Source organism: Methylobacterium variabile, assembly GCF_001043975.1.
Taxonomy (GTDB): Bacteria; Pseudomonadota; Alphaproteobacteria; order Rhizobiales; family Beijerinckiaceae; genus Methylobacterium; species Methylobacterium variabile.
On sequence record NZ_LABY01000051.1, the window covers coordinates 1 to 16,199 of the forward strand.

The window sequence follows — 16,199 nt, forward strand, 5'->3', positions numbered from 1 at the left end:
CAGCGTCAGATTTTTATAAGAGACACCGGTGGGGGCGAGGGGGAGGCGTCGCACTAGGCGAACGCGCGACCATGAAGCACTTCTTGGTCGTCTGCAGTCGGAATCGACCTCCCAGCCCGACGGCCCGCATGAACCGGCACCCCCGCCACGCTCGGCGAGGGAATTCAGCCGCCTGATAACCGCCCGCTTCGGCCTCGCGGCATAGGATCATGCGCTTGCGCCAGGAGGATACGGCGATGTCGTGGCACCTGCACTGGCTCGAAGCGTCCGGCGACCTGAGGCCGTGGCGTGCCGCGATCACCGCGGAAGTCGAGGTCGCGCGGAAGGCCGTGGCGGCAATGCTGCCCGTGCCCCCGCTCGAGATCCTCGTGCAGCGCCTCCCCGGCGCGGTGATCCCGGAGACCGGCACGACGGGACAGACGATCCGCAAGAGCCTGTTCTCCCTCACGGTCGACCCCGACAATCCGAACTTCGAGCGGTCGGTGCGCGATGGAGACCTGCACCGGACCGTGGCTCACGAGGTCCATCACTGCCTGCGCACGGCCGGTCCGGGCTCCGGCTGGACGCTGGGCGAAGCTCTCGTCAGCGAGGGCCTGGCAGGCCAGTTCGTGAACCATCTCTTCGGTTCGCCGCCCGCGCCATGGGAGCGCGCCGTCACCGACGAGGTGCTGAAAGCCAACCTCCCGGACAATGCAACGCTCATCGGCAACGGCCACGACCATCGTGCTTGGTTCTTCGGTCTCGGGGGACGGTATCCTCGCTGGCTCGGTGACAGGCTCGGCTACCGGATCGTCGGCGACTGGTTGGCCGCGCAGGCGGCCATCAGCGGCGACACCTGGGTCAACGTCCCTGCGCATGACGTCATCCGGGCGGCCAGCGGACGCACATTGTCGAATCTCTGACGCGCCGACCGGCAAGGTCGCCCCGCCCTCGGCCGAGCGTCAGGTTGCCGGCCGATCGTGGCCGGAGCCCATCGGCAGCCCGACGTAGTTCTCCGCGATCACCGTCTGCGCCGCCTGCGACCCGCGGATATAGGCGAGCTCCGCCACCTGCATCCGGCGGGCGAAGTCGTCCATGTCGGGGAAGCGGTGGGTGAGGCCCGTGAACCACCAGCTGAAGCGCTCGGCCTTCCACACCCGGGCGAGCGCCCGGGCGGAGTAGCCGTCGAGGCCGGACGGATCCCTGTCCGCGTAGTGCAGGGCCAACGCCTCGGCGAGCATCCGCACGTCGGAGACCGCGAGGTTCATGCCCTTGGCGCCCGTCGGCGGCACGATGTGGGCGGCGTCGCCCGCCAGGAACAGGCGGCCGTAGCGCATCGGCTCGGCGACGAAGCTGCGCAGCGGCGCGATGCTCTTCTCGAAGGAGGGGCCGCGCACCAGCCCGGCCGAGGCCGTGGGGCCGAGGCGCGTCTCGACCTCGTCCCAGAACCGCTCGTCCGACCAGTCCTCGATCCGCTCGTCGAGGCCGACCTGAACGTAGTAGCGGCTGCGGGTGGGCGAGCGCATGCTGGCGAGCGCGAAGCCGCGGGAATGGTTGGCGTAGATCAGCTCGTGGTTGACCGGCGGCACCTCGGCCAGGATGCCGAGCCAGCCGAAGGGATAGACCCGTTCGTAGACCTTCAGCACGTCCGCCGGGATCGCGGCGCGCCCGACGCCGTGGAAGCCGTCGCAGGCCGCGATGAAGTCGCAGGCGAGGCGCTGCGCCGTCCCGTCCTTGACGAAGCTCACGCTCGGGCCATCGCTGCCGACGTCGTCGAGGCACACGTCCTCGGCCTCGAACACGATCCGCACGCCCCGGGGCTCGGCGGCGTCGAACAGGTCGCGCATCACCTCCTGCTGGCCATAGACCGTGACGGCGGAGCCGCCGGTCAGGGCCGCCATGTCGATCCGGAAGATCTCGCCATCATAGGCGAGGTTGGTGCCGGTATGGATCAGGCCCTCGGCCTTGAGCCGGGCGTCGAGGCCGAGCTCTTCCATGAGCGCCACCGTGCCCTGCTCCAGCACGCCGGCCCGCACCCGGCCCTCGACGTAGTCGCGGGTGCGGCGCTCCAGCACCACCGCGTCGATCCCGGCGCGGGCCAGCAAGTGGGCGAGGAAGAGGCCGGCCGGGCCGGCCCCGATGATCGCGACCTTCGTGCGCATTCGCGTTTCCTCCGTGGCGCCACCGTTTCGCGGCGGCTGCTCGATGGAGGAAAAGTGAACCGCGCCGTGCCCGTTGACGATGGACGGGGCGAGGGAAAAGTTGGACTTTTCGAATTCCCCGCCCACCCCTCCAGGGCATGCCGGCGATGCGCCTCGATTCCGTCCAACCCCCTGCAGTGCCGCACTTCTTCCTCTACGGCGAGGCGCCCCGGGACGCAGACGACCGCTTCCTGCACCTCGAGGCCTTGGACGATCGCAGCCGGCCGAACCGCTGGACCATCCGCCCCCACGTCCATTCGGGCCTGCATCAGCTGCTGCTCATCGCCGAGGGCGGCGGCGAGATGCGGGCGGAGGCCGAGCGCCACGCCTTCACGGCTCCCTGCCTGCTCGCAGTGCCGGCCGGCACCGCCCACGGATTCCGCTTCGCCGACGGCACGGCCGGGACCGTGCTCACGCTCTCGGCGCGCTACCTGCGCGACCTGTGCGGGCGTGAGCCGGCCCTCGCCGCGCTCTTCTCCGGCCCCGCCGCCCTGCCGCTGCCGGAGCCGGGCCCGGTCGAGGAGGCCGTGGCCGAGCTCGCCCGGGAGATCGCCTGGGCGGCGCCCGGGCGGCGCGGCGCCATCGAGGCCCACCTGATGCTGCTCCTGGTGGCGAGCCTGCGGCGGCTGGCCGCGACGCGGGAGCCGGCTTCCCCGCCCGGACCCCAGGCCCTGCTGACCGCGCGGTTCCGCGAACTGGTCGAGGCGCATCACCGCCGCGAACGCCCGCTCGGCGCCTACGCCGACGATCTCGGGGTGACCGAGGCGCGCCTGCGGTCCGCCTGCCGGGCGGTGGCGGGAACGAGCCCGGGCCAGATCATCCGCGAGCGCCGCCTGCTCGAGGCCAAGCGCAGCCTGCTCTACTCCGACCTCGGCATCGCGGAGATCGCCTACAGCCTCGGCTTCTCCGATCCGGCCTATTTCTCGCGCTTCTTCGCGAAGGGCACCGGCGAGTGCCCCCGGGCGTTTCGCGACAGGCGCGGCGCGGACAGGGGAGAGGCGCGATGACGACGGAGCGGGACGGACTGACCCGGCAGGGATTTCTGGGCGGCGCCCTCGCCGCCGCGGCTGCCCTCGGCGGCAGTGCGGCGCAGGCGGCGGAGCCGCACCGTCGGCCGATCCCGTCGAGCGGCGAGCCCCTGCCGGTGATCGGGCTCGGCACCTGGCGCGGGTTCGACGTAGGCCCGGGCGCCGCCGAGCGGGCGCCCCTGCGCGAGGTGGTGACGACGCTTCTCTCCGGCGGCGGCCGGGTGATCGATTCCTCGCCGATGTACGGCCGCGCCGAAGGCGTCACCGGCGACCTCGTGGCGGAGGCAAGCCCGCGCCCCTTCCTCGCCACCAAGGTCTGGACCAGCGGCCGCGAGGCCGGCATCGCGCAGATGCGGCGCTCCCTGTCCCTCCTGCGCACCGAGCGCCTCGACCTGATGCAGATCCACAACCTGCTCGACTGGCGCACCCACCTGCCGACCCTGCGGGACTGGAAGGCGGAGGGGCGCATCCGCTACCTCGGCATCTCGCACTACACCGAGAGCGCCTACGACGCGGTCGAGGCCGTGCTGCGGGCCGAGCGCCTGGATTTCCTGCAGATCAACTACGCCCTCGATGACCGGGCGGCGGAGGACCGCCTGCTGCCGCTGGCCGCCGACCGGGGCGTCGCGGTGCTGGTCAACCGGCCCTTCGGCGGCGGCGGGCTCCTGCGCCGCCTCGCGGGAAAACCCCTGCCGGACTACGCCGCGGACCTGGGCTGCGCCTCCTGGGCCGAGATCCTGCTCAAGTTCGTGGTCGGCCACCCGGCCGTGACCTGCGCGATCCCGGGCACCGCCGACCCCGGCCACATGGCGACGAACCTGCGCGCCGGCACCGGCCCGCTGCCGGACGAGGCCCTGCGCCGCCGCATGGCGGCCACGCTTCCAGCGTAAGGCCAAGCTGAGCGCAAGTCGTAGCGCAAGTCACGCGGCAATACGCGCACCGGCACGCGGACCATCCCGCAGTCGATCGGGTCGACGCGTGCGGCCGGCCCGCCATATTGCTGCCGCCCTACCTGTGTTTATGACCCTCATCCACGCCGATCCCCGTCACGGGCGCGCTCCGAAGGGAGCGTGCCGCGGGCGGTCGCGGCTCACGCTCAAGAATACGCCAAGCTCAGGAACGCTGGGGGTCCCATGCTCAAGTCGTCCGTCGTCGCCCTCGGCCTGTGCGCCGCTCTGCTGGCCACCCCGCAGTCGTCGGCGGCGGAGGAGCGCAGCTTCAACGGCACCTGGTCGGTGCAGCTCGTGACCGAGTCGGGCCTCTGCGACAGCCGCTACACCGTCGCCCTGGCGATCACCGGCGGCGACGTGCGGGTGGCCTCGGCGGGCGAGGGCGGTGCGACGGTGAGCGGGCGGATCGGCCCGGACGGCAATGTCGGCCTCACCGTCCGCCACGGCTCGACGAGCGGCGCCGCCTCGGGCCGGCTCCAGGCCAATTCCGGCTCCGGCACCTGGAACGTCTCCGCCCTCTGCTCCGGCCGCTGGACCGCGCAGCGCCGCTCGACCCGGGTCGCCCAGGCCGACTGACCCCGTCCAGGATCGCTGCACGTCGCAGCGATCCCGCTCTGGCCGCCCGCCCTCAGCGGGCGCGGAAGCGGCTCCAGTGCTGCGCGTGCACGGTGCTGATGATGCCCGAGGCCCAGACCAGGCGGCGATCGGGCATCAGCGGGGCGTTGTGGCTCTCGAGGTGGTAGGAGCCCCGCTGCGAGCCCCGCAGGATCTTCTTCAGGTAGCGGTGCCCCTCCGCCGTCGCGACGGCGGCGTAGAGGTCGAGCAGGCGCTCCGGGCTCTCCCCGCTCTCGGCGCACAGCACCACATCGTCCGGCTCGTACTTCGGATACATCGACAGGCCGGCGACCCGGAACGCGATGGTGCCGTGCGGCACCGGGAACGGCACGGTGATGCGGAAGAGGTCGCCCCCGGCCTGCTCGTCCCCGGTTTCGATCAAGCCCCCGGCACTGATCAACCCCTTCACTCCCACGACCTGGCTGCCGTCCGCGGGCGGCTCCGGCGCGTCGTCGTCGCCGAACAGCAGCCCCTTGGCGGTGACCTCGACGCCGTCGCGGCGGAAGCGCGCGGCGTAGCGCTCGGCATCGTCCTGACCGATGGTCCGGGTGCCGGCCTCGTGGGCCCGGTAGGTGCTCTCCGGCCAGGCGTTCTGCAGGGCGGCGTCCCGCGCCGAGCGGTAGCCCGCGGCGATGCGCGCCTGCCGCAGCCGCTCGCCCTGGGCGGCCCGGACCCGGTTCTCTCCCAGCTGGATCACCTCAACGATAATCCCTGACACTTGAGGTATTGAGCACGATCATTACATCATGTAGCTACTTTGGCTGCAAGGGCCGCTGCAAGCCTCGTTGTTCGCCGGCAGCCCGCCCTGCGATCCTACCCCAGGGGCAGCCTTGCGCCGTATCCCTCGTTGCGGGAGTTCGCCGATGATCCACCGTTTCCTCGCGCCTCGCCGCGGATCGCCCGGCGTCGCGGCCGCCCGCTGGCGCAACGCCGGAGCGGAGGAGGGCGATCCGGGACGACCGCACCCGGTCCGATCCGGCGGCGAATCGCCGCAACGGACGGCCACGACGCAGGAGAACCGGCGAGCCGGGCGCCCGGGCGCTCGCGCCGGCTCCCGCTCCGGTGCAGGAGGAGCGCATGAAGGTTGCCCTGATCGTGCTCTGGACCCTCGCGGCGGGGGTCTTCCTGTTCCTGATGGTGCGCGCGCGGATCGTGCGCGCGACCGAGGCGCTGACCCGGGACGCCGCACGGGCCCGGCCCGGCCCGGCGCCCACGGGCGAGACGCCGCGCGACGAGCGCGAGGGATCGTCGGTCCGGCTCGACGGAGCCTGAGCGGGGCGGCTCTCCGGCCGTCGGGGAGGGCGGCGTGAGCGGAAAGAAGCGCCGCATCGCCCGCCGCCGCCGCGAGGCCCTGGCGCATGACCGTCCGCCGGCGCCGCGGGCCGCCGAGATCCGCCGCCGCCGGCGGGCCCGCGCCGCCCGGATCGTGCTCGCGACCGACCGCGTGTGGCTTGTGGCCGAGACCCGGCCGCGCTGGGCCGCCCGGGCCGCCCGCGACCTCGAGGCCACCGGCATCGCCGCCTTCGACCCGCGGGAGGAGGTCGAGCTGACCTCGCCCTCGGGCCGGCGCCGGACCGCCCGGGTTCCGCTCCTGCACCGCACGATCTTCGTCGGCCTGAGGGACGACGGGGACCTCGCGCGGGCCGAGGGCCATCCGGGCATCGTCCGGGTGCTGTTTCGCGACGGCCGGGCGGTCGTGATCGCGCCCGCCGTGCTCCAGGGCTTCGCCGACGCGGTGACCGGCCACGGCGGCGACGAGGAGGCGGTCGCCGCCGTGCTGTTCGCCCTCGGCGACGGCGTGCGGGTGACGGTGGGTCCGCTCGCGGCCCTGCGCGGCACGATCGAGGCCGTCGATCCGGCCCGCCGCCGCTACCGGGTCGCCCTGTCGCTGTTCGGGCGCGAGACCCCGGTGGTGCTCGCCGAGGAGGAGATCGAGCGGGAGTGAGGCCGACGAGAAAATCGCGCCCCGCCGAAAAGAACATTTGACGAACATCGGCGGGGCGGGTATCAAGGGTGCAGGTTATCCAGGTCTGCAGCCTGCCCTTCCGGGACGTGGCCGCTCGACTGCCCCGCGACGCGGGGATGTGTCCCTGGACCGGCCCACGGCATCACCGAGGCGAAGGGCGGCTCGTGCCCGCCGGCTGCCGGACCGGGGCCGCGCCGCGCCTTCCCGCATCCGAACGAGGCGACATGGCCAAGAGGCGCACGGCCAAGAGACTCACGGCCAAGAGACTTACGGCCCGGCGGATCATCGACTGGACGGGCATCGCGGCGGCCTACCGGGCCGAGCCGGGGGCCGGGCCCGAGATCGCGCGGCGCTTCGGCATCAGCCCGGCGACGCTCCGGCGCCGGGCGCGGGCGGAAGGATGGCCATCGGAGCCGCCGGGCGACCCGCCGGACGGGCTGCCGCCCGGTGACGTCCTCGGCGGCCACCGCATCGTGGTGGCGCAGGGCGCTGCCCTCACCCTGAGGCTCCTCGACGACCTCCTGACCGCCTCGGCGGAGGAGCCCGTGCCCGACGACGGCACGGAGGAGGGCGGCCTCGCCCGGGCGGCGGTCCTGCAGAAGCGCACCGCGGCCCTGCGCGACCTCGCCGGCGCGGCGCGGCTGTGGATCGCGCTCGAGCGGCAGGCCTGGGACCTCGACGGCAAGCTGAACGGCAAGCACCGTGACGACACCGCGATCCCGGACCCCGACGCCGCCTTCCGCCTCCTCGACGAGGGGCAGCGGGCCCAGCTCCGGGCCATCGCCGAGCGCCTGGCTGGCGGACCCGCCGGCCGTACTGCGGGCGCTCGACCGGCTCGATAGCGAGGAGAGCCTGGCGGGCTTCGTGCGCCGGGCCTGGCCGGTGGTGGAGCCGGGCACGCCCTACATCCACGGCTGGCACATCGACGCGATCAGCGCCCATCTCGAAGCGGTCACCGCCGGCGAGATCACCCGGCTCCTGATCAACGTGCCGCCCGGCACCATGAAGAGCCTGCTCGCCGGCGTGTTCTGGCCGGCCTGGGAATGGGGCCCGAAGAACCGCCCGTCCTTGCGCACCGTCGCGGTCTCGCACACCGAGCGGCTGGCGCTTCGCGACAACCTGCGCACCCGGCGCCTGATCACCTCGCCCTGGTACCGGGCCCTCTGGGGCGGGCGGGTGCGGCTCACGAGGGACCAGAACCGCAAGGGCCGCTTCGAGACGACAGCCACGGGCCTGCGCGAGGCGGTCTCGGCCGGCTCGATCACCGGCTCGCGCGGCGACCGGGTGATCCTCGACGACCCGATCTCGGTCGAGGGCGCCAATTCGGAGCGGGTGCGCGAGGCGGTGGCGCAGTGGTTCCTCGAAGCGGTGCCGACGCGCCTCAACGACCCCGTCCGCTCGGCCATCGTGGTGATCATGCAACGGCTGCACGAGCGCGACCTGTCGGGCGTGATCCTGGCGCGGGACCTCGGCTACGAGCACCTGATGCTGCCGATGGAGTTCGAGCCGGAGCGCGCCTGCGCCACCCGGATCGGCTTCCACGATCCCCGCCGGGAGGCGGGCGAGCTGCTCTTCCCGGCCCGCTTTCCCCGGGCGGTGGTCGAGCGCGACAAGGCCGCGATGGGCGAGTACGCGGCCGCCGGCCAGTACCAGCAGCGGCCCGCCCCGCGGGACGGCGGCCTGTTCAAGCGGGGCTGGTTCACCCTCGTGCGGGCTTTGCCCGCGGGCTGCGCCACCGTGCGGGCCTGGGACCTCGCGGCGAGCGTGCCCAAGGGCGGGCGCGGGCCGGACTACACCGCCGGCGTCAAGCTCGCCCGTGCTCCGGACGGGCGGCTCTACGTCGTGGACGTCCGCCGCGACCGGCTCTCGGCCGGCGGCGTCGAGCGGCTGATCCTCGCCACCGCCGCCGAGGACGGGCCGTCCTGCCGGATCTCGCTGCCGCAGGATCCGGGCCAGGCCGGCAAGGCGCAGGCGCAGTACCTCGTCTCGCGGCTCGCCGGCTACGACGCGCGGGCGACGCCGGAGAGCGGCGACAAGGCGACCCGCGCCGCCCCGGTCTCGGCCCAGGCCGAGGCCGGCAACCTGCACCTCGTCGCGGGTCCCTGGAACGAGGCCTTCCTCGACGAGCTCTGCGCTTTTCCCAACGGCGCCTTCCTCGATCAGGTCGACGCCCTCTCGCGCGCCTTCGCGGCGCTCGCCCGGCCGGGATACGGCCTGCTCGGAGTCCTGTGATGTGGCTCGCCGACCGCCTCGCCAACCTCGTCTCCGGCCTCGGCGGCCCGCGGGACAAGAGCACCGGCAACCTGCACGTCCACGTGCCCCGCGCGAAGGCGGAACTCGACGCCGCCTACCGGGACAACTGGCTCGCCCGCAAGGTCGTCGACATCGTGCCCTTCGACATGCTGCGCGAGTGGCGCGCCTGGCAGGCGCCGCCCGAGGTCGCGGCGGCGCTCGCCACGAGCGAGGAGCGCCTTTGTCTCCGCGACCGCCTGCTGCGGGCCCTGCGGCTCGCGCGCCTGCACGGCGGCGCCGCACTCCTGATCGGCGACGGCGCCCCGGATCCGAACCTGCCGCTCGATCCCGAGACGGTCGGGCAGGGCGGTTTGCACTACCTCCATATCCTGCCCCGCGGCCAGATCCAGGCCGGCGCCATCGAGCGCGACCCGCTCTCGCCCTGGTTCGGCGAACCGAAGGGCTACACGATCGCGGGCGGCCAGCCGGTGCATCCCTCACGGGTGGTGCGCCTCCTCGGCGCGGCACTGCCGGACGATGCCATGAGCGACGGCTGGGGCGACAGCGTGCTCCAGGCACTCCTCGAGGCGATCGACCAGGCGACGGCGGCCGCCGCCCACATCGCCGCGATGCTGCCCGAGGCCAAGCAGGACGTGATCTCGGTGCCGGGCCTGTCGCAGCACCTCTCGACCGAGGACGGCACCCGCCACCTCACCGAGCGCTTCGCCTATGCGGCCCGGATGAAGGGCCTGTTCGGGATGCTGCTGCTGGAGGGCGACGGCCGGTCGCCGGAGGGCGAGCGCTACCAGCAGAAGCAGCTCGATTTCTCGGGCCTGCCGGAGGTGGCGCGGCTCTTCCTCCAGGTGGCGGCGGGTGCGGCCGACATCCCGGTGACGCGCCTCCTGGGCCAGTCGCCCGCCGGGCTCAATGCCACCGGCGAGTCCGACACCCGCAACTACCACGACCACGTGGCGGCCCGGCAGGCCGTCGAGCTGACCCCTGCCATCGCTCGCCTCGACCGGCTGCTGATCCGCGACGCCCTCGGCCGCTCCGAGCCCGCCTTGCGCTACGCCTGGCGGCCGCTGGCCCAGGCGAGCGAGCGCGAGAAGGCGGAGGTCGGCCGCCTCAAGGCCGAGACCGCCGCGATGCTCGCCCGCGAGGGCGTGGTGCCCCCGGCCGTGCTCGGCCGCGGCGTCGAGGGCTGGCTCTCGGGCGCCGATCTCTTCCCCGGCATCGCCGCGGCCTTCGGCCGGTCGGCGGGCTGAGCGTGGGCCTTCCGGCCCGAATCACATCTCCCGAGCGGGCCGACACAGCAACATCGCCGAATAAGGCGCGGGTTCTCTCCTCCCCCTGCGGGCGGAGAGAGGAGAGATGCGCGCGACCCGGCATGTGAATCGACGAGCCCGAGCGGGAGGACGGATGTCCCACCCCCCACGCGAGACGCTCCCCCATGCAGCTCTTCGACAGGTTCAGCCTCGGCCCCGCGGCCGAGATCGCGGGCGCGCGCCCGCTCGGCAACGGCGCCCTGGTGGTGCAGGCCCGAGCGGCCCGGGCCGGCAACGTGCAGGTCTATCGCGGCGACGAGGTCGCCCGGCCGGACTTGACCGAGGTGCGGATCTACCGGGACCCGGAGGAGATCTTCCGCGCCGAATCCCTGCGCAGCTTCGGCCACAAGCCCGTCACCCTCGACCACCCGCCCGAGGCGGTGACGCCGCGGACCTGGCGCGGGGTCGCCCGGGGCCATGTCGGCGACGAGGTGGTGCGCGACGGCGCCTTCGTGCGCATTCCGATGCTCCTCGCCGACTCCGCCGCGATCGCGGCGGTGCAGGCCGGGCGGCGCGAGGTCTCGGTCGGCTATACCTGCGACCTCGACTGGACTCCCGGCGCGACGCCGGACGGCAGCCCCTACGACGCCCGCCAGACCCGGGTTGTCGTCGACCACGTCGCCATCGTGGCTCAAGGGCGCGCCGGCCCCGAATGCCGCATCGGCGACGCGGATCTCGGCCGGCGCCTCGCCGACGCCGAGCTGCGCGCCGAGGCCGCGGAAGCGCGGGCGCAGACCGCCGAGACCGCCCTGGCGCAGCGCGATGGCGAGGTCGCGGCGCTCCGGGCCCGCGTGCCGGACGAGGCCGCCCTCGATGCCCTCGCGGCCGAGCGCGGCGCCCTCGTCGTGCAAGCCCGCCGGATCCTCGGCGACGCCTTCGATCCCGCCGGCCTGACGCCCGAGGCGATCCGGCGCGCGGCTGTAGCCCGGGCGCTGGGCGAGGCGGAGGCCGCTGCCATGGGAGGCGCCACGATCGAGGGCGCCTTCCGGGTGATCGCCGCGGGCTCGCGACCGGTCGCGGACCCGCTGCGCGACGCCCTGCGGACCCGCGCTGCCGACACCCCGACGCCCGAAGCGGCCCACGCCGCGATGGTCGAGACCCTCCGCAACGCCTGGAAGCCCGCAGGAGCCCGCTGATGCCCCCCGTCCAGACCAGCTACCCCGGCCGCCCGGCCGCCGCCTACGAGGGCATGGCCGCCGACCAGGGCCCTGCCACGATCGTCAGCCGCACCGTCGAGACCCCGGAGGGGGTCGGCTTCGGCCGCGCTGCCTTCCAGGGCGCCCGCGACGAGGGCATCGCCGCCGCGGGCGCGGTGTTCCGCGGCATCGTGCTGGCCGACCGCAATGCCCGGCCGAGTCCGACCGGCGCCGACCTCTTCGCCAAGGGCGAGACCGCCCCGGTGATGGTGCGCGGCGCCGTCTGGGTTGTGACGGCCTCGGCCGCGAGCGCCGGCAGCCCCGCCTACGTCACGGCCGCCGGCGCCGTCACGGCCAGCGCCTCCGGCAACGCCCCGATCCCCGGCGCCCTGTTCGACACCTCGGCGCCCGCCGGCGGCCTCGTCCGCCTGCGCCTGAACTGAAGAGGCACCGCATGACCCGCACCCTCCTCACCGACGCCCCCCGGGCGCTCGCCTTCCTGGTCAGCCAGCAGGCCTTCATCGAGCCCACCGTCTACCGCGCACAGTACCCGGCGATCCGCTATCCCAGGCTGGTGCCGGTCGACACCGCGGCGCCCGAATGGGTGCCGACCGTGACCTACTTCTCGGTCGACCGGGTCGGGCAGGCGACCTGGGTCCACGGCGCCGCCGCCGACGTGCCGAAGGTCGAGCTCACGCGCCGCCAGCACGAGACCGCCGTCGCCATGGCGGGGATCGGCTACGGCTACGACCTCGAGGAACTCGGCAAGGCCCAGCTCCTCGGCATGAACCTCGACGCCGACAAGGCCGATGCGGCGCGGCTGGCCTCGGAGGAGTCCATCGACCAGGTCGCGCTCATGGGCGATCCGGGGAAGGGCTTCTCCGGCCTCCTCAACCACCCGGGCGTGACGGTGGGGAGTGCCGCCGCGACCGGCGCGAACGGCAGCACCGCCTGGGCCCAGAAGAGCCCCGAGCAGATCCTCGCCGAGGTCAACGGCCAGCTCATCGGCATCTTCACCGGCTCGAACACGGTCGAGATGGCCGACACCCTGCTGCTGCCCTACGAGCAGATGCTCGGCATCGGCCTGCGCCGCCTCGACGGGATCAGCCCGCTCACCCTCCTCGACTGGATCCGGCGCCACAACGTCTACACCCTGGAGACCGGCCAGGAGCTGACGGTCTACGGCGTGCGGGCGCTCGAGACCGCCGGCACCGGCGGCACCGCCCGCCTGGTGGCCTACCGCCGCGACCCCTCGGTGCTGAAGCTCTGGCTTCCCATGCCGTTCCGGTTCTTCCCGGCCTGGCAGACCGGTCCGTGGCGCTTCGAGGTGCCGGGCGCCTTCCGGCTCGGCGGCCTCGACATCCGCCGTCCCGCCGCCTGCCGCTACCTCGACGGCATCTAGGCGAGGCGCGCCATGATGCGGGTGACGAACCGCGCCCCGGGGCCCCGGCTGGTCTGGCCCAAGGGAGCGCGCGCCCCCCGGCTCCTCGTTCCCGGCGAGAGCGCGGTCCTCGCGCTGCCCGACCGGCCCGACCCGTGCCTCGCCGCCTGGGAGGCGGCGGGCGAGGTGCTGGTCGAGGCGGCACCGGATGACGGAGCCGGGCCGCCGCGGCCGGAGCGGCGCCGCGGCCGCGAGCGGCCCACCGCCGACCACGGGGAGGGGTGAGATGGCCGACGCCCTCACGCCCGAGGCCTTCCGGGCCCGCTTCCCGGCCTTCGCCGCGGTGCCCGACGACGCCCTCGCCGGGGCCCTGGCGGAGGCGGCATCCCGGGTCGGCGCGGCCTGGGCCCCGGCCGACGCGCGCCTCGGGCGGATGCTCTACGCCGCCCACACCCTCACTCTCGATGGGCTCGGCGGGCCCGAGGCCGAGCTCGCCCGGGCGGGCGCCCTCGATCTCAAGGGCTTTCGCAGCGGCACGCTCCACCTCGAGCGCCGCGACGCGCCCGCCGAGGCCCTGCCCGGCACCCTCGGGCTGACCTCCTACGGCCTGCGCTTCCACGAGGTGATGCGCCGCAACAGCATCGGCGTGGCGGTGATGTGATGGGCCTCCTCGACGGCCTCGGCCGCCACCTCGGGGGCGTCTTCGCCCCCCTCCTCGACGACGCCGTGCTCCACCGGGCCGGGCCCGACGGTTTCGCCGACACGGCCGTGCGGGCCCGGCTCGACGGCACGCGGGACGCGACCGAGGAGCCCGGCCTGCCCGGCCGGCTCGTGCGGGTGATCGTGCTGACGCCCGGCGCGGCCCCGAACCCCGACGACGAGATCACCCTGGCCGGCGCCCGCTACCGCCTCGTCGCGGTGGAGACCGACCCGGCCGGAAGCCACGCCATCCTCCAGGGAAGACCGCTGTGATGCCCCGAGCCGAGACCGGCCCGCTCCAGGCGCGGCTCGCGCGCCTGCGCCGCGCCGGCACCGACGCCGCCCACCGCCGCGCCGCTCAAGCCGCCGCGGCCCTCGCCGCCGACATCGCGCACCACCTGCCGGACGGGCACGCCGAGGCCGAGCCGAGGCCGGAGGGCAGCACCGTGACGGTCGAGGCCCCGGGCCTCGCCGCGTGGGAGTTCGGCACCGCGACGCGGGGCGCGCGGCCGGTGATCGGCCCGGCCGTCGTGCGCCTCCTCGGGAGAGGGTGATGGCCGGCCTCGACCTCTCGCCACAGCTCCTCCGGGCGGTGCGCGCCCGCCTCGCCGCCGATCCGGCCCTGCGGTCCCTGGTCGGCGGCCGGGTGCGCGAGGCGGCGGGCGCCCGCGAGGAATGGCCGTTCCTGCGCGTCGATCCGCCGGAGGTGACCCCTTACGAGGCGCAGGGCTGGCGCGGCTGCGCCTGCCGCCTGACGGTCCACGCCTTCCTGCGCGGGGCCCGCGGCCTCGGGCCGGTACAGGACCTGCTCGCCGCCGTGGCGGCGGCCCTCGACGAGGCCGACCTCGCGCTCGCGCGCGGCGAGCTGCTCTGGCTCTCCCACGAGCGCAGCCTGGTGCTGCCGGAGCCCCTCGGGCCCGGCTCGTGGCACGGCGTCGCCCGCTTCGGCGCGGTCGCGGCCGAGACGACCTGACATCGAAGCCCCCTGAGGAGACCCACGATGACCCAACCCGCCACCCTGCCGTTCTCGGCGGTCGCCGTGAAGCTGGAGAGCCCGAACACCGCCAACACCTTCGAGGCGCCCTGCGGCCTCACCGAGCGCGCGGTGCAGTTCACCAAGGAGACCAACAGCGCCGTCGTGCCGGACTGCGCCAACGAGGACGCTGCCCCCTTCGTGGAGCGGATCGCGGTCTCGAAATCGGTCGCTATCTCCGGCAAGGGCGTGATGGCCCGCCAGAGCATCGCCCGCTGGCGCGCCGCCTTCGAGGCGGACGGGCCGGTGCGGGCCCGGGTCGAGGTGGCGGGCAGCGCCGCCGAGGGCGGCGGCCACTGGGACGGCCTCTTCCACCTGACGAGCTTCGAGGTCGGCGCCGTGCGGGGCGAGCGCTGCACCGTCGCGGTGGCGATGCAGTCGACCGGGCCGGTGCCCTTCACGGCCGCGGCGTGAGGCGCCGATGAGCCGCGACGGCCACGTCGATCTCGACCTCGACGGCACCACCCGCCGCTTCCGCCTCGGGATCGGCGACCTTGAGGCGCTGCAGGAGACGACCGGAGCGGGGCCCGCGGCCCTGCTGCATCGCTTCCACGCCGGCCGGCGCTACCGCTTCCGCGACGTGCGCGACGTGCTCCGCCTCGGCCTGATCGGCGGCGGCACCCCGGTGCCGCAGGCCCACGCCGTCGCCCGGAGCCTCGATGGGCTGCCCTGCATCCCGCTCATCGCCAAGGCCGCCCTGGTGCTGGCCGCAGCGCTCGAGGGCACCGAGGACGAGCGGGTCGGCCGCCCCGCCGGCGCCGCGGGCCCGGAGGGGCGGATCGCCTTCGCGGCCTTCTACGGCGCGGCCGCCGCCATGGGCCTGCCCGCCGCCGACCTGCGGGCGATGAGCCTGTGGCAGCTCGCCGCCTACATCGACGGCTTCAACCGCGCCCGCGACCCGGAGGTGGCGGCGGACCTGACGCCGCAGGAGGAGGACGCGCTCTGGGCCTGGCTCCAGGGCGGATCAGAGGATGAGGGACCGCCCGCATGACGACCGAGATCGAGCGCCTGGTGGTCTCCCTCGAGGCCAATGTCGAGGCCTACGAGCGCGAGTTCGCCCGGGCCGGGCCGACGGCCGAGCGGGCGATGGGGCAGGCCGAGCAGGCGATCGAGGCCGGGGCCGGCCGCATCGGTGCCGCGATGGCGCGGGCGGGCGCCGAGGTGCGCGACGAACTCGCCCGCATGGCCGCCCCCGAGGCCCTGGGAAGGCTCCAGCGCACGATCGAGCAGGCCGCCGCCCTGCCGGACGCCTCCGGCGACGGCGCCGCCCTGCGGCGGGTCGACGAGGCGGTCGGCGGTCTCGCCGCCCGCCTCGGCGAGGCCGGGGCCGCCTCCCGGGAGGCGGTGGCGGGGTTCGAGGCGGTGGCGGGCGCCGTCGGGGGGATCGCCGCCCGCATCCCGGCCGCCGCGGACCTGGTCGAGGATCTCGGCCGGCGGGTGCGGGCGGCCGCCACGGAGGGCGCGGCGCTCCGCGCCCGCATCGCCGACGCCTTCGCGATCAGCGGCGCGGGCCCCCCCGGCAGCCTCCCCCCCCCCCCACCAGTTGCCGCGCCCCCGCCGGCCCCGATGCCGGCCCAGGCGCCGGCGCGGGCGGCCCCGGCGCGATCAGCCCGGCGCGCGGAGGAGGGCGACGACGCCTTCCCCGACGAGGTCG

At 74.7% G+C, this 16,199-nt stretch carries 21 protein-coding genes and 1 pseudogene; 20 read left to right on the top strand and 2 right to left on the bottom strand.

Annotation, left to right across the window (positions count from 1 at the left end; translation table 11 throughout):
- The first annotated feature begins 236 nt into the window (after positions 1–236).
- Complete coding sequence (locus VQ02_RS08415; RefSeq protein ID WP_048443732.1) at positions 237–902, top strand: DUF2268 domain-containing putative Zn-dependent protease; 666 nt, start codon at positions 237–239, stop codon at positions 900–902.
- A gap of 39 nt (positions 903–941) precedes the next feature.
- Here the strand turns inward: VQ02_RS08415 and pobA are convergent, their stop codons facing one another.
- Positions 942–2,141: a 4-hydroxybenzoate 3-monooxygenase gene (pobA, locus tag VQ02_RS08420; RefSeq protein ID WP_048443733.1), complete on the bottom strand. Its 1,200-nt coding sequence runs from the start codon at positions 2,139–2,141 to the stop codon at positions 942–944.
- A 146-nt stretch (positions 2,142–2,287) separates the two neighbouring features.
- Here pobA and VQ02_RS08425 point away from each other — a divergent pair, with 146 nt between their 5' ends.
- The 3 genes from VQ02_RS08425 to VQ02_RS08435 all read left to right on the top strand — a co-directional run bounded on the left by VQ02_RS08425 (position 2,288) and on the right by VQ02_RS08435 (position 4,734).
- Positions 2,288–3,187 (top strand): helix-turn-helix domain-containing protein, encoded by a 900-nt coding sequence (locus VQ02_RS08425; RefSeq protein WP_048443752.1) that lies wholly within the window; start codon positions 2,288–2,290, stop codon positions 3,185–3,187.
- Positions 3,184–4,098 (top strand): aldo/keto reductase, encoded by a 915-nt coding sequence (locus VQ02_RS08430; RefSeq protein ID WP_048443734.1) that lies wholly within the window; start codon positions 3,184–3,186, stop codon positions 4,096–4,098. Before VQ02_RS08425 ends, VQ02_RS08430 begins: the two co-directional genes overlap by 4 nt.
- A gap of 243 nt (positions 4,099–4,341) precedes the next feature.
- Positions 4,342–4,734: a hypothetical protein gene (locus VQ02_RS08435; RefSeq protein WP_048443735.1), complete on the top strand. Its 393-nt coding sequence runs from the start codon at positions 4,342–4,344 to the stop codon at positions 4,732–4,734.
- A 52-nt stretch (positions 4,735–4,786) separates the two neighbouring features.
- On the opposite strand, the gene VQ02_RS08440 is transcribed toward VQ02_RS08435, so the two are convergent.
- On the bottom strand, positions 4,787–5,470 hold the full coding sequence (locus VQ02_RS08440) for a LexA family transcriptional regulator (protein WP_245239663.1): 684 nt from the start codon (positions 5,468–5,470) through the stop codon (positions 4,787–4,789).
- 380 nt (positions 5,471–5,850) lie between these two features.
- Between VQ02_RS08440 and VQ02_RS08445 the strand changes: the two genes are divergently transcribed.
- From VQ02_RS08445 to VQ02_RS08520, 16 genes and pseudogenes are all read left to right on the top strand, one after another.
- Positions 5,851–6,045, top strand: a complete 195-nt coding sequence (locus VQ02_RS08445; RefSeq protein ID WP_048443736.1) for a hypothetical protein — start codon at positions 5,851–5,853, stop codon at positions 6,043–6,045.
- 34 nt (positions 6,046–6,079) lie between these two features.
- A complete protein-coding gene (gene nusG / locus VQ02_RS08450) occupies positions 6,080–6,718 on the top strand; it encodes a transcription termination/antitermination protein NusG (protein ID WP_048443737.1) in 639 nt (212 codons plus the stop codon).
- Between the two features lie 245 nt (positions 6,719–6,963).
- The gene (locus VQ02_RS08455) at positions 6,964–7,581 is read left to right on the top strand and encodes a hypothetical protein (protein ID WP_048443738.1); all 618 of its coding nucleotides are present in this window, start codon (positions 6,964–6,966) and stop codon (positions 7,579–7,581) included.
- Positions 7,582–7,603: 22 nt separating this feature from the next.
- Positions 7,604–8,971 (top strand): phage terminase large subunit, encoded by a 1,368-nt coding sequence (gene terL / locus VQ02_RS08460; protein ID WP_048443739.1) that lies wholly within the window; start codon positions 7,604–7,606, stop codon positions 8,969–8,971.
- Positions 8,971–10,236, top strand: a complete 1,266-nt coding sequence (locus VQ02_RS08465) for a DUF1073 domain-containing protein (RefSeq protein WP_048443740.1) — start codon at positions 8,971–8,973, stop codon at positions 10,234–10,236. The genes terL and VQ02_RS08465 overlap by 1 nt, the downstream gene beginning before the upstream one ends.
- Positions 10,237–10,421: 185 nt before the next feature.
- Positions 10,422–11,432 carry a DUF2213 domain-containing protein gene (locus VQ02_RS08470; RefSeq protein WP_048443741.1) on the top strand — a complete coding sequence of 337 codons (1,011 nt, stop codon included), beginning with the start codon at positions 10,422–10,424 and terminating at the stop codon, positions 11,430–11,432.
- On the top strand, positions 11,432–11,875 hold the full coding sequence (locus VQ02_RS08475) for a structural cement protein Gp24 (protein ID WP_048443742.1): 444 nt from the start codon (positions 11,432–11,434) through the stop codon (positions 11,873–11,875). Before VQ02_RS08470 ends, VQ02_RS08475 begins: the two co-directional genes overlap by 1 nt.
- A gap of 11 nt (positions 11,876–11,886) precedes the next feature.
- The gene (locus tag VQ02_RS08480; RefSeq protein WP_048443743.1) at positions 11,887–12,834 is read left to right on the top strand and encodes a DUF2184 domain-containing protein; all 948 of its coding nucleotides are present in this window, start codon (positions 11,887–11,889) and stop codon (positions 12,832–12,834) included.
- Between the two features lie 12 nt (positions 12,835–12,846).
- A complete protein-coding gene (locus tag VQ02_RS08485; protein WP_048443744.1) occupies positions 12,847–13,098 on the top strand; it encodes a hypothetical protein in 252 nt (83 codons plus the stop codon).
- 1 nt (position 13,099) lies between these two features.
- Positions 13,100–13,474, top strand: a complete 375-nt coding sequence (locus tag VQ02_RS08490) for a DUF4054 domain-containing protein (protein ID WP_048443745.1) — start codon at positions 13,100–13,102, stop codon at positions 13,472–13,474.
- On the top strand, positions 13,474–13,785 hold the full coding sequence (locus VQ02_RS08495) for a hypothetical protein (RefSeq protein ID WP_048443746.1): 312 nt from the start codon (positions 13,474–13,476) through the stop codon (positions 13,783–13,785). Before VQ02_RS08490 ends, VQ02_RS08495 begins: the two co-directional genes overlap by 1 nt.
- Positions 13,785–14,066, top strand: a complete 282-nt coding sequence (locus VQ02_RS08500; RefSeq protein ID WP_048443747.1) for a hypothetical protein — start codon at positions 13,785–13,787, stop codon at positions 14,064–14,066. The genes VQ02_RS08495 and VQ02_RS08500 overlap by 1 nt, the downstream gene beginning before the upstream one ends.
- Entirely contained in the window at positions 14,066–14,485 is a 420-nt protein-coding gene (locus VQ02_RS08505) for a DUF3168 domain-containing protein (protein WP_048443748.1), read from the top strand. The genes VQ02_RS08500 and VQ02_RS08505 overlap by 1 nt, the downstream gene beginning before the upstream one ends.
- A gap of 27 nt (positions 14,486–14,512) precedes the next feature.
- On the top strand, positions 14,513–14,959 hold the full coding sequence (locus tag VQ02_RS08510; RefSeq protein WP_048443749.1) for a phage tail tube protein: 447 nt from the start codon (positions 14,513–14,515) through the stop codon (positions 14,957–14,959).
- Between the two features lie 7 nt (positions 14,960–14,966).
- Positions 14,967–15,536, top strand: coding sequence for a gene transfer agent family protein (locus VQ02_RS08515; protein ID WP_048443750.1), 570 nt, complete (start codon positions 14,967–14,969; stop codon positions 15,534–15,536).
- A pseudogene (locus tag VQ02_RS08520) lies at positions 15,533–16,199 on the top strand (hypothetical protein); the annotation flags it as partial. The gene VQ02_RS08515 and the pseudogene VQ02_RS08520, both read left to right, overlap by 4 nt.